Raw genomic sequence first — 13643 nt, forward strand, 5'->3', positions numbered from 1 at the left:
TCGGTTTATCAGTTAGTTTTTTATCTGTTATTTCTACTGGTGAGTTACATCAATCGAAGGACATTCACGATCTGGATTATCAGCTGGTTCGGTCTGGAGTCGTGTCTGAGTATACAGCGTGAGATCACACTCGGGATAGGTGTGATACGTTTCGTAGGCATCCTCCTCGACGATGATCGTCGTCCACGCGTCGGGACCGAATCGGTAGGAAACGTCTGCGTTTTGTTTGTGCTCATCTGGAAATGAGTCGAGCGGATGCGTCTCGATGGTGGTCGAGACCGAGCAGTGTTCGGTCTCGGCAGAGAACGATTGTGCTAACGCTTCGGTCAGGGGGAGACAGTGCATCGTCTCAGCAGGGAGGGGCTTGCACGAACAGAGCTCGTGAACGCCGAGCGCTCGAATACTGATGCAGTGTGATTCACCGATAACAGTCAGGGTGGCCGGCCGACCGAGAATTTCGGTCGACGCTACTCGTTTTACCTCGAAATGATCGAGGTTCGGAGGGGTCGGTGTGTAGACGAAATACAGTGCTGTCGGTGTCGGTGTCGTCATGTGTCGATGATGATGTCGTAGTTCGGATGAAAGATCGAATTGACCCGCACGCCGGAATAGCGCGGGACCGACCGCCATCGAACCGTTTCATAGCGCTCTGAATACTGCCGGACGTACGCTGTCCGATCAGAATTGAGTGGGGGACGATTCCCCGGAGCAAGGAGGTGAAAGCGTTCGATGCGTTCGGTCTTTCCGTCGGTATCGATGTCCTCGAAGGCATAGTACGGGAGCCACTGGGAGAAGCCAGCAGCACGAACCGTGTTGACGTACGCCTTGTGATGCTGGGGATACGCATACGAAGAGTACGCCCACGCGCCAACCACTCCATCTGCTTCGAGATGGGTTCTGAGCTGCTGAAAGAACTCCTTTGAGTACAGTTTGAGAAGATCATCGTCGGTTGCACCTGGAATATCGAGCAGGATGAGATCGTACGTTCGATTCGTCTGCTGAAGATGCGAATATCCGTCCGCAACCGTTGTGTTCAACCGAGAGTACGTGTAGGCGTCGTCGTGGTGCGCACGGAAAAATGGCGTTCGTTTCGTGTGCTGCATGAACTGCGGGTCGATGTCTACCTGATCGACGCTGACGTTGTACGCCTTGAGGTGATCGATCGCTATCCAATCGCCACCGCCGATAACAAGAACCTCTGTTTCAGGAGCGTGCTCGTACAGTGACATGGGAACATCCACAAGCCCGTTGTGGTACGAATCAGCCCAGCTGTCACACAGTTGTACTGCCATTCCGAGACGGAGACACTGTTCAGTCGTTCCAGTAAAGTACGGATTCGAGCCGGCACCAGTCCACGTCCGCTGGTAGCGAACGAGATGCTGATATTTCGTCGTTTCTTGATGTGTGATTTCGATGTCCATCGCCTGATTGGGATACTCGGATTCGTACTGTTGTTCGAGATAGAGCGCTGTGATCTGATGATCGAGACGTTCGTGCTGGACAACAGCCCCAGCGTAGCCGGCGGTGAGAAGCAAACAGACGACCAGCAAGACCCGCGATTCGTGACGGACGGACGTAAATGACGACGAAGGTAGAGACGGATGCGCGTGTGAATCACTCCGTTGTGTACCGAATCGGATGGCGAACACGAGAGCTGTTGCTGCGTTCAGTAGCGCCAGCACGAAGATCGTCGGGACGAGACCGAGGCGAGGGTACAAGACGCGAGCGTAAATGACCGCACCAGCCAGTCCACCGATGTAATCCATCGCGAGGACAATAGACAGCCCGCTTCGCGGTTCCGCAGTGCCAGTGTGCCACAATCCACTCAGACACCACCGTCCCAGTGCGAAGAGGCGGTCGAACAGAGCAGCAAACGGCGAGCGCTTGTCTGCGATCGAATCAGCGTCAACCGCATCGACCATCCGCGTCAACAAGGGAAGTTCGAATCCAGAGAGGAACCCGACGACGATCACCGGGAGCCGCGCGAGCACCCAAATGAGCCCGTATGGTACCCATGCAGGTATCGTGATGCTGTTGAGAAGGACGATAAGCATGAACCCTGCGGGCGCGACAGCCGCGAGATACACCTCGGTTCGAAAGAAATTCGACGGCAGATCAGCGCTGAGGTCGTCAGAAAGCGCCGATCCAACACCGAGACTGAAAAAGTACAACCCGACCGTGATGACGTACTGCGTCACTGTCCCGCCGTACATCACCGTCAGCAGTTCAGAATAGACGAACTCGTACGCAAAGCTGCAGAAGGAGACGACAAACGTGATTACGAGTAGAACGAGCGCTCGTGAGTCAGTGGTAGTCTGCATATATTGATGAGTAGCACTACTGGTGTCAGATCGGAGCGCAGAGCGTCGCTGGCGAATTGGTCACGTCCGAGACCCGGAATCGGTGCCAACCAAACCGAATCACAGTATCGACGCTCACGGTCAGATCCGTGGAGAGATTTTCCACTTGTTCGCTATCTCGTATCCGGGGTGGTCCGGAACGACTTCGAAATCGAAACATTCCCACCCAAAGTCCTGATTGACAGTCGTACCGGCGATGTGTACCCCAACGCGATACCATCCTGTGAGCTCGAATGGGTGTTTGACGACATCGTCCGGCGAATCGTATACGCGATCCCACGCGACCGGTCCCGCACCGGGACGATCATCTTCGTATTCATCATTGGATCCGAAATATCTGACACCGACTTCACGGAGGTGAACGTCGTACTGTTCGATCTCGTCGTCGTGGTCGTCGTACCAATCATTAGCGTACACACCCCCGTGCCACCACGCCCAGCCATGGCTAGTTTTGGGTGCACTGGCGTGCCCACCGGCGGCACGTCCTGTCGCACCCCGTCCACCACCGGATCCGAATATGCCACCCTTCGCCTCTGCAACACCGACCGGAGCAAGGGCGTCTAGATCTGGCGGATCACGGAGTTTACCGGTACTATCGTATCGAGATTTGACCCATCCCTGATCTGCAAGATCAATGCGAATCGTATTCGTGGTCGCTTCAATCCGTTCGATGACGTTCGATCTTCGGGGAGGAGGGGAGTTATCAGACAAACAGCCAGCGAGGGCCGTCAGGGCTGTGAGACCAGTTGCAGTGATGAAACTGCGGCGATACATACCCATTATCAACACGTTCGACAAATAAAACCGTATCGAACCCATCCGAATGATGACCTATCCACCGAACAATTGGAGCGGATGCCAACCGCCGAAAAGCAGCGTTCACGAAAACCTGTGACTGCTGTCGGAAAACGCCATCAAAGCGATTCCGCCGTTGTAGGAAAGAAATTTGAGTCAAGTACAAACATCAGTCGGACGCGAGAAAATTGAAAATTATTGATTTGTCGATGGATTATACAAGTGTGTCTGGTCTGTTCCCGAGGTAATCAAACACCGCACCGAGACCGAAGCCGTAGACCCAGTGTGCAACGAGCGTGCACACGAGATAGACGTACAGTGCAGTGCCGGTATAGCCCTCGTAGAACGCGATGACGAAGCCCGTCCAGAGCACCGTACCGAACGGAATTCCACGCTGGCGAATTGTCTTCCCTGGCAGATACCCTTCGACCGATGCGAAAAGCAGCGGCCACGTCGTCATCCCACCGCCAAGAAAGATGACATATCCTATGGGAACCCCTGGCGCGAACGCATCGAGATTGATGAGTTCTGCAAGCGTTTCGAAACTCGATGGATCGAATCCTCCAAGTGCGGTTCCAACGAAAAGGACGACGGTCATGAGCGCCGTCCCAACCAATCCACCGGCGGCACCCACGACACCGTCTCTGATGATCGCTGCAAGTTCCTCATCCGGGGTCCCGGTTTCAGTTAATGTTGTCTTTTCGACGTCCGCGACGGTCGTCGTTCCACCCTCCGACGTCGTCGTCTTTTCATTCTCATCTACGACCATATCCATGGTAACAACACGCATAAAGAAAAAGATGAACATACGAATTCTTACACTTACTTCAGTGATGATACAAGCTGTCTCTGGCTTGTGGTTTGTCGTATCCCAACATTCAGACATGCATAGCAAACAGTGGATAAGCGTGATGAGCAGGGTAGCCAATGTATTTCATCAGATTAAATTTGTATTTTATTTTTGAAAACGGCCAGAAGTCTATTTACGTAGTGGTCCGAGGAGAGAGATATGAGCCAGTATGGCTGCCGGGGTCGGACCTGGCCGCCAATTACCCGCACGATTCCAGACCTTCGCGTTACCAACTACGATCTGATGCAGCGCGATGTGACCATTGAGGTCACGGACGAAGCGCATGAGACGGTGTTCGTCGCGGAGCGGAGCATCACCCGCGGAGGAGATCTGACGTGTCGGAGCGTCTTTCCGATGACCGGTACCTACCAGCTGACGATTTCGCTGCGGTACGGTGCAACGACAACGACGACCCACACAGTCACGCCAGATCGAAAAGGAATCTGCCTCGATATCCACCCCGACAGCATCGACACCTATAGCGTGTCGCAGTAGAAGCAAATCGGAGAGGTATCAAAAGCGGAGTTTACGGCGAGTCGACGTTCGGAAATTCTTGTGCGATAGTGCGCTATCGATATTTTGATTCCGGAGCGTTTAGGACGAGACGCGGCCCAACAGTGCGTATGTCACAGAGCGATTGGGGCGATTGGTTACTCCGAGAAATCGAGTCGACGACACCCGAGGATCTGACGGTCTGGTATCTTGGTTGCAATGGGTTTGTCGTGAAAGCAAGCGACGACACGACGGTTTTCATCGATCCGTATCTCGGAACGGGAGATCCACCTCGGACAGTACGGATGATACCTGTCCCATTCGATCCGACAGCGGTTCGTGCTGCCGATGCCGTCCTTGCGACGCACGAACACACAGATCACGTTCACGGACCGAGTCAGGGCCCATTGTTGTCGGCAACTGGGGCAAATTTTTACGCGCCCGGTGACAGCCTCGCAGTTGTCGAGAACGAAAGCTGGCAGGAGAAATACCAACTTGAAGGCGACTTCGTCGAAGTGAATGAAGGGGACACGATCGAAATTGGCGGACTTACTGTTCACGTCGAGCCAGCGAACGATCCTGATGCAACGCATCCGGTGTCGTACGTCATCGAATACGATGGATGGACGTTCTTCCACGGGGGGGATGCCAGACCGGGAACAGCATTCGAGAAGGTGGGTGCAGCCTACGACATCGATCTTGGTGCCCTCGCGTTCGGAAGCGTCGGAATGATCCCGGATAAAGAGACTGGTGAGCCCACGCGAACTAAGTGGTACAGCGATGAGAACGAAATCATCAACGCGGCAAATCAGTTACACCTCAACCGACTTATTCCTACACATTGGGACATGTGGCGGGGATTGACAGCAGACCCCACGACCCTCGAATATCATAACAGTACAGTACCGTATCCACACAATCTCGAAATTGCTGTAATTGGTGATTCGATTCGTGTTAGTGGTTAGTGAGGATAGGCGGCAAAATTCGCGCTAATTGAAACGGACTAGATTTATGCGCAGGGAGACGTAGCATTAGAGCAACGATGCGTACGGCAGAGTCAGAGGCTGTTATCGCCGAGTCAGGCGGCGTTACAGTAGAAAAACGATTTGAGCCCGATGAATTCCCGGTGCCGGCGATCGCGTTCACCATCAGTTCGAAACGCGATGATCCGATCACGCTCCGGATGAAAGATACGCTGCCCGAGGAGGTGGATCCCGCTCATATCGGCTTTCACCCCGAGCACGGTGGCGAATACTGGTCCGTTGAAGACCACAGTGTGGTCTTCAAGCGACCATTCGATCCAAACGAGGAGTACGTTACCGTCTACGGACTTCGACATATCTACGTAGACACCGCAAACCAGTTCCTCGTCGAACCAGAGGTTGAAATCCTCGATCCGACGTCGGATATCCTCGGAGACAACACGGGCCAGCACGTCCGTGAAGTGATCGCCGGTGAGAGCGATGATGTCCACGGACTGGACGCGGGCGTCGGAGCAAACGCTGGAATGGGCGCTGGTGGAAGAGCACAGCCCCAACCCCAGAACCAGAACCAGACTCAGACGCAACCATCTAATCCAGCCATCGAAAGCGTCGCAGAAGCGTTGGCGGATGAGATTAGGGCTGGTGAAGTCAATGATCAGACGCTCGAAACACTGCGCGAGCACCTCAAGATCGAAACGAGACCCCCGCCGTCGAGAGATCAGCGAGGAGGTGGGTCGCAGGGTGATAGCAGCATGGACGCCCGCATTCGCCGACTCCAAGCCGATGTGAGTGATCTGCGCGCGTATACGGATGCACTACAAGGATTCCTCGATGAGAACGGTGAGGCACAACAGATACTTTCCGAATTCAGAGAAGAGCTAGATAACCTCAGTCCTCGAGTGAACTCTCTCGAAACGCAGACCAACGAACTGTCCGCCGACCTTTCGAACAGAGTCGACGAATTTTCGGCAGACATCGGGTCGCTTTCGACGGATGTCGATACGCTTACAAGCGATATCGATTCGCTCACTGGGTACGCAGATACGCTGTCTGAGGACATAGAGGCGCTCGAATCGGACATCGAGTCGGTGTCCTCAGATGTCTCCAGACTGCAATCGCGCGTCAGGAGACTCGACAACAACACGGCAACACAGGACGACGTCGAAAGCATTCGTGCAGAACTCGATAGCCTTGCAAGTTTCCGCCAGCGGATGCAGTCCGTCTTCGACGGATAGCCGTGCGACTAATGAGCATGCGGGAACTCGCTCCCCATTCGAGCAGCCGTATTAACAGTTCCAACTCTAGGGACTATTTCGGTCCAAGCCAAAGCTTCACTTCTGCCGGGAAGTACGCAACCGACACATAAAATATTAATTCCAATAATACATTTACTATTATCAGGGAGTTCCCTATCGATGTGGGAATGAGGTAGTATCAGTAGGAACAGACAGTGTATTTCCCTCGTTATCAGCTCGTGTCAGTAGTAGCTATGCAGTACGGACACAAAGAATCGTCTCTCTGCTCCCGTAGAAGATTCCTCGTCGCCGATAGCACGAGGAAGGAAAGGGCAATCGATAGTGCTGCAGTAGTTTCTTTTCGACGACTCACTAACAATTCCACATGATTGTCGGAGCAGTCAATCGTTATTCTGCTGTCGGAACGATCGAGTCCGGCCACGAGACTCGTGATGATTGCCGTAGACAGCATCGAGAATCTGTTGTCTCGCAGCGTGACACAGTGATACGAGAGGATTTTTCTGGAAAAGAGCTGTGGAAGTGGCGATATGGTCGTGCGCGCGCGATAGAAATTGGGTGTGACTGGTATGCACTACCGAGACAGGTGAGAGGAGTTATATCATCTCTACAGCAAGGTGGACAGTAGATGCCCACCATCGATCAGCGCTCTCGGCGACGGTTTCTCGCTACATTTGGGACCTGTGTGGGTGGCGCGCTTGCTGGGTGCGTGGGGTCGTCCAACCCATCATCCAATAATTCGAGCGCGTCATCGAACGTACAGTCGGACTGGCCGACGGTTGGTCACGATCAGGCAAACTCGAGATACTCGCCAACGGGAACCGCACCGATAGAGAAGCCGACGATTACGTGGCGGCTCCCGATCGAAACACCGGTTCGCCAGCCCGTCTTTGCGAACGACAGGGTGTACATGGCCGATCGGACTGTCCTTCGCGTCCACGACGTAGCAACAGGCGATGAGTTGTGGACGTATTCCAGCGCTACCAGTGATGCACAGATGATCACAGCACCAACAGTGCGTGATGGTGTCGTTTATTTGGGGATTACAAACGGCCCACAGAGTATCGTCGCGCTCGATGCGGAAACGGGTGAGCAGCTGTGGACGTTCGGCGGGAAAGAAATCGGCGGCGTTTCTGGGACACCGACGCTCGATACGAGCGGAAACAGGCTCTATCTCGGAACGAAAGCGGCACAGATCTTCGCATTGGATGCAAAAACCGGCGAGTCACACTGGCAACAGGATGTGTTCGGCCCCGTCACGAACACGCTCGCGGTCCGCTCGCCGTTCATCATTGCCACGACCCGGTCCGGGGAAGTGTACAGCTTTGGGGAAGACGGCAAAGGACTGTGGCGGACGAAGCTCCCCGAAGGCTGTGATTCCCCGCCAGCTCTCTCCAACCGATGGGTCTTTGTCGGCTGTAACAACGAGTATGTCTACGGGCTCCATCCAGTTTCCGGCCGGATTAAGTGGGAGACCTACGTCGATCGGCTGTATCAGGGCGGATTCGTCGCAACGACGTCGACGGTCTACGTAACGTCGAGTCGTGGTGTCGTCGCGCTCGGCGGACGAAAGGGATCGACGCAGTGGTCGACCAAATTGGGAGATTTCGTCTCGTGCGCTCCGACAATCATCGACGAAACGCTCTACGTCGGTGGACCACGCATTTTCGCGCTTGCATCGTCAGGGGGAGTAGGAATTTCCAGCGTTCGGTTCGGTACAAAACGCTGGACGGCCGATGTCGGACGACATGTCGGTCCGGGGATGGCGGTAGGCAATGGACGGATCTTCGCACCCGTACAAGCCGACGATGGCACATTCGAACTGATCGCGCTCAAACAGTATAACTAAACCGAGCCATTGTACACCGAGTGTCGGTCATGCGGACAAACAGCAATGGGCGCGACCAAAACAGCAACAGCATCGAGGAACGTATTTTCACAGCGCAACGATCGAACTCAGTCGTCGTCGGTGGCCGCGGAATCAGAATTAGAGTCGCGGGTGATAAGCGTGCGATGTTCGCTGTCGTATGCATCGATGTCGCGTCCATGCTCGCTGATGATGGCGTAGCTTCCGTAGAGGATGACGAGCAAGAACAGCGAGAATGGAAGCGCCATTGTGACCGAGAGCGACTCGATGGCGCTGAACTCCTCCAGTTCGAGCGATACCATCCCGAAGAACGCGAGCAACGCGCCCCACCACGCACGGTTTCTGGGATTGGGATTCTCGTTCCCAAGCGTAATCGCCGAGATCATGAAGACAGCCGAATCGAGTGACGTGACGATGTACCCTGCAATGACGAAGACGAATAGCACTGCGAGCACCGTTCCGAGCGGTGTGATCTGGAGCGCTTTTGCGATGGCGGCTGGCTTTCCGGCTGCTGCCATCGCCTCACTAACAGGCCCCTGATAGCCGGGGGCAAGCACCCAACCACCGATGAGCGAGTGCTGAATCCACGTGAGAAACGTCGGAGCCACGACGAGGACGGCGAACATCTCTCGGAGCGTACGTCCCTTCGAAACGCGAGCAACGAAGCTACCAACGAAGATGCTCCACGCAGCCCACCACGCCCACCAGAAACCGGTCCAGTTGGCCGCCCAGTTGCTTTCAGATCCTGGTGTGGTGTACAGCGACAGTCGAAGCATCTCACTGAGCCAGACGCCTGTCGCGTCCAAGCCAAGCTCAAACATGTAGAGCGTCGGTCCGACCACGACGAGCAGCGCCATCGAAGCGACGATGAACACCATCGTCGCACGGGCAGCGTTACGGATTCCCTGTCTGAGTCCGAGCCAGACGTCACCGAGAAAGACGACACCGATGAGCGCAAAGACAGCGTAGGTGAGGAGTGTCGCCTCTAGATGGAAAACACGACTAAGGATGGCGGCCATCGTCTGTGCGCTGAAGCCAAGCGTTGTCGAGATCCCCCCGACGGTCGCGACGAGGGCCGCTAGATCGACCAGCCAATAGAGACCGGGGATGCGATCTTCGTCAACGATACCCGTGAGCATCGAGCTGATTTTGTACTCGTCGACACCGTGAGTGTAGACGATGATCCCGAACGCCATCGCAACCGGGAGATACCACATTGCGAGACCGGGAAAGACCTCATGAATGAACATGAACGCCAGCGCCAATGACTCCACGGACGCACCGGGGACGGGCGAGGGCTTCGGTGGCGGCGACTGGACGATCGAGATGGGTTCGGCGACACCCCAAATGAGGATGGAAGCACCGAAACCGACAGTGAACACCATCGAAAGCCACGAGAACAGCCCGAACTCGGGTTCAGCATTCGGGCCACCGATTCGAAGACGCCCGTACCGAGAGAAGATAAAGACGAAGACGATAATGAGAAGGACGAATCCGAGGAGGATGAACCACCAACCGAAATAGGTGAGAACCCACGCCTTCGCACCGGTGAGAGTGGCGCTCAGTAGCGATGGAGAGAAAACTCCGATGACACCCAACGCGAGGATTGCTGCCATCGTTACAAAGAACAGGATTTTCTCCGACCAAGAGGTCTCTTCAAGACCCAAGAAGAACCACGTTCGCATCAGTAATCACCTTGAATGAGAGTAACTAGTGGTGTGGTTGGCCGAACGATCACGATCGATGGAGCGGTCGTCACTGCCACTATCAGTATTCCACGTCACGCGTGTACCCGCCATCCAATCGATGAACACTGAAAAACCCGTTGTCACAGTGACGAATGGGGAGTCTTTCACACCCAAACATCGCCATATTGATGCTATCGCTCTTTCGTAGAGAGCGCATATCAGGACACGATACACTGAAAATCAACAGATGACTGACACCGCCGCGTAGCCCGCAGTTTATATATTCGGACGCGGGAACCACGTGTAGTGAGTGACAGCATCGGTGACCGGACGGTTCCGCGAGTGTCCATTGACGCAGAGTGGGCCGACCTGTTTCCGTTCGATCCGTATCCACAGCAAGTCGACGGAGTAGAGCGCGCGCTGGACGTGTGTCGGGATCAGGGATATCTTCTTCTCGAAGGTGCATGCGGGACGGGAAAGACGCTCATCGCGCTCGCTGCTGGAGTACAGACGGTTCTTGACGGCGATGCGGATCGTGTGATGGCCGTGACGCCGGTCAAACAGCAGCTGAAGCAGTTCGTTACCGAAATACGAGCCATCAACGACAACCGAGAGGATGGAGAGACGCCGATCACTGGGCTCGTTATGGTCGGGAAACGCGATATGCTTCCGTACGCACGCGAGGAGCAGTTGTCCGACGCGAAAAGCGTCCACGATGCAGCAAGCGACATGCGCGAAACGACGGCAAGTCTCATCAGCCGCGAATCGATGCTCGAACTCGATATCGCCCCCGGTGATCTCGATGGTCGAATCAACACCTGCGACGAGAGCGGGTGTGATCGGCTCTCGTACGGATCACACGAGTGTCCAGAACACCGAAGCGAACGCGACGAAGACACTACGTGGTACGATCCAGTCCGTGCGAAAGCACTCTGTCAGCTCGTTTCGGAGTCGGATGGCCCTCGTCTCGAAACGGCTGGAGCGACCGCACCATACCCCGAATCGCCGCCACACACTCGTGATGTGCTCGACATCTACGCATCAGACGAAATACCGGCAGCCGATGCGGGCTATTTCGATCCGTTCTACGCGCGCTTTTTCGCAGACGAAGAGTGGATTCCATTCGGATTCGATGAAAGCGAGACCAGCGTGCTCGACAGCGAGACCATCGTTCGGGCTGCCGTCTCGCGGGGAACGTGTCCGCACGAGGCAATGGCGTCTCTGATGAGCGAAGCCGACGTACTCATCGGTAACTACAACCACGTCTTCGATCCGATGACGCGTCGTCTCACCGGAGAGAAAGCCGGTGTGCTCGATAAGGGAACGGTGCTCATCATCGATGAAGCGCACATGCTCGAAGAGCGTGTGCGGGATTTACTGTCCGATACGCTGAGTCTGCACGCGCTCCGGACGGCTCACAGAGACATTGCGCTCGCCCGCGAGTATCTGTCCGGAACAGGTGGTGAGCCGGGAGCCGATCCGCTGGCACATCAACGGCAGGCGAAATCAGTGCTCTCCGATTACGATGGGCTCAAAGCGAGCGACCTTCGGGTTGGCCAGCAGTTCATCGAGTGGCTCATTGAGGCGATCGACGAGGAGGTGTCGTCGTTTCTGCACGAGGAGTACGGCGATTGGCAGCGTCGGTTCCGCGAGGGATCGCTACCGACGGACGATCACGAAATCCCGCTCAGAGATCCACAAACGGTTGCGGTGGATCGACTCACAGAGGCAGCTGGGTCCACATTCGATGACGACGTGTGGCGACGGATGCGCACCATCGGGAGCGCTGTTGGCGCGATTCACGAGGCTGATAGCCAAACCGATCGTACACCTGTCTCGGAAGGCGTCGGTATGCTGCTCTTTGAGTGGGGATTAGCCGATGAACGAACGTACTTCCGGGAAATCGAGCTCGAATACGCGGAAAAGCCCGCCGACACGACACTCCCCGATTGGGTCAGTGCGTACAACGGTGCCCTTTCATTGTACAATTGCATCCCACACGATCCGCTCGCTACCATCTTCGAGGATCTCGCTGGAGGCGTGCTGATGTCGGCAACGCTCGAACCGTTCGACGTTTATTTGCGAGTGAGTGGTCTCGATCACCTCGCTGGATCTGATTCGACATCCACGTCGGATTCCACGACTAACTCGGCCTCTGGTTCCAACGCCACGCATGGGGCTGAACAAGAAACCGACAGCCGGCGCATCGAGACGACGGGATACGGACTCTCGTTTCCGCGAAAGAACCGGGCGAGTTGGATCGTTGATCTTCCGGCGTTCACGTATCGGAACCGCGGCCCACCGTCAGCTGCATTCGATGCGATGACACGCGCGCGGCAGGCACACGCGAGTGCGATCGTGACTGTCGCGCGTAGTCACGGAAACATCCTCCTCTGTCTCCCTTCCTACGCTGAGGCGGAGTGGGCGGTCACACACCTCAGAGAACACGTTACCAAGCCCGTGTTGTGCGATCGTTCATCCGAGAGCGGAACGACCGATGCGATGCTCGGACGATTCTTTCAAGACGATGGCACCGATCGGGTGCTCGTTACAAGCGCGCGCGGGACAGTCACCGAGGGCATCGATTACAAGGGAAGTCGACTCCATACAGCCGCTGTCGTTGGCGTCCCCTACGCTAACACGGCAAACGCCCGGATGAAGGCCGTAATAAACGCCTACGACCGCGAATTTGAAGACGGTGGATTCGAGTACGCCGTGAAGGTGCCAGCGGTTCGGAAAACACGGCAAGCACTCGGTCGCGTGCTTCGGGGACACAGTGAGGTCGGAACGCGGATTCTCCTCGATGGACGCTACCGGCCGGACGCCCCTCGCTCGGTGAACACCTATCTCTCTGCGAGTGAACGGACGGAGTTCACGACCGTCAGCCCCGACATGCTCGACTACGCGCTCAATCAGTTCTGGGACAGGGATTCATAGGTAGTCACTTGATCGCGCCACTCCTCAGGAAGAGAACGCGGCCCACCATCCTCGTCAACGGCGACCGTCACGGATTCGGCTGTCGCTGCGACGCCGTCTCCCGTTCGAATCTCGTACTCCATTGGAATGCTCGACGTACCCAGATCAGGAACGCGAACCGTGACGGACACCGATTCGTCAGCAAGCGTCACCGGTGTACGGAAATCGATCGAGATGTGCGCAAGGACGACTGCACACTGATCAATCGCCTCTCCGAGAACATCCGCAATGTACGCGGCCCGGGCCTGTTCGAGATACGTTCCGTAAACAGCATTATTGACGTGATTTTGTGTGTCGAGATCTCGATAGCGAACCGGGATGTCCGTGGTGAACGGCTCTTGACTCATCGGCACGAACTACCGCGCCAATACAGATCGGA

At 55.7% G+C, this 13643-nt stretch carries 11 protein-coding genes; 5 read left to right on the top strand and 6 right to left on the bottom strand.

What is annotated here, in order from left to right:
• Window positions 1-33: 33 nt before the first annotated feature.
• From MW898_RS11720 to MW898_RS11735, 4 genes are all read right to left on the bottom strand, one after another.
• Window positions 34-552: a DUF2617 family protein gene (locus tag MW898_RS11720; RefSeq protein WP_248907410.1), complete on the bottom strand. Its 519-nt coding sequence runs from the start codon at window positions 550-552 to the stop codon at window positions 34-36.
• On the bottom strand, window positions 549-2321 hold the full coding sequence (locus tag MW898_RS11725) for a spermidine synthase (RefSeq protein ID WP_248907412.1): 1773 nt from the start codon (window positions 2319-2321) through the stop codon (window positions 549-551). The genes MW898_RS11720 and MW898_RS11725 overlap by 4 nt, the downstream gene beginning before the upstream one ends.
• Window positions 2322-2441: 120 nt before the next feature.
• Window positions 2442-3134 carry a hypothetical protein gene (locus tag MW898_RS11730; protein WP_248907414.1) on the bottom strand — a complete coding sequence of 231 codons (693 nt, stop codon included), beginning with the start codon at window positions 3132-3134 and terminating at the stop codon, window positions 2442-2444.
• 235 nt (window positions 3135-3369) lie between these two features.
• Window positions 3370-3930: a DUF6789 family protein gene (locus tag MW898_RS11735; RefSeq protein WP_248907416.1), complete on the bottom strand. Its 561-nt coding sequence runs from the start codon at window positions 3928-3930 to the stop codon at window positions 3370-3372.
• 234 nt (window positions 3931-4164) lie between these two features.
• Between MW898_RS11735 and MW898_RS11740 the strand changes: the two genes are divergently transcribed.
• The 4 genes from MW898_RS11740 to MW898_RS11755 all read left to right on the top strand — a co-directional run bounded on the left by MW898_RS11740 (window position 4165) and on the right by MW898_RS11755 (window position 8582).
• Window positions 4165-4500, top strand: coding sequence for a hypothetical protein (locus MW898_RS11740; RefSeq protein ID WP_248907418.1), 336 nt, complete (start codon window positions 4165-4167; stop codon window positions 4498-4500).
• Window positions 4501-4628: 128 nt separating this feature from the next.
• Window positions 4629-5462, top strand: coding sequence for an MBL fold metallo-hydrolase (locus MW898_RS11745; protein ID WP_248907420.1), 834 nt, complete (start codon window positions 4629-4631; stop codon window positions 5460-5462).
• 77 nt (window positions 5463-5539) lie between these two features.
• Window positions 5540-6715: a hypothetical protein gene (locus MW898_RS11750; protein ID WP_248907422.1), complete on the top strand. Its 1176-nt coding sequence runs from the start codon at window positions 5540-5542 to the stop codon at window positions 6713-6715.
• 646 nt (window positions 6716-7361) lie between these two features.
• A complete protein-coding gene (locus MW898_RS11755) occupies window positions 7362-8582 on the top strand; it encodes an outer membrane protein assembly factor BamB family protein (RefSeq protein ID WP_248907424.1) in 1221 nt (406 codons plus the stop codon).
• Window positions 8583-8689: 107 nt separating this feature from the next.
• Here MW898_RS11755 and MW898_RS11760 read toward each other — a convergent pair whose 3' ends face one another.
• A complete protein-coding gene (locus MW898_RS11760) occupies window positions 8690-10285 on the bottom strand; it encodes a BCCT family transporter (RefSeq protein ID WP_248907426.1) in 1596 nt (531 codons plus the stop codon).
• Window positions 10286-10594: 309 nt separating this feature from the next.
• Between MW898_RS11760 and MW898_RS11765 the strand changes: the two genes are divergently transcribed.
• Window positions 10595-13225, top strand: coding sequence for an ATP-dependent DNA helicase (locus MW898_RS11765; protein ID WP_248907428.1), 2631 nt, complete (start codon window positions 10595-10597; stop codon window positions 13223-13225).
• Here the strand turns inward: MW898_RS11765 and MW898_RS11770 are convergent.
• Window positions 13201-13611 carry an acyl-CoA thioesterase gene (locus tag MW898_RS11770; RefSeq protein ID WP_248907430.1) on the bottom strand — a complete coding sequence of 137 codons (411 nt, stop codon included), beginning with the start codon at window positions 13609-13611 and terminating at the stop codon, window positions 13201-13203. The genes MW898_RS11765 and MW898_RS11770 overlap by 25 nt on opposite strands.
• Window positions 13612-13643 lie beyond the last annotated feature (32 nt).

Source organism: Halocatena marina (genome assembly GCF_023276375.1).
GTDB lineage: Archaea > Halobacteriota > Halobacteria > Halobacteriales > Haloarculaceae > Halocatena > Halocatena marina.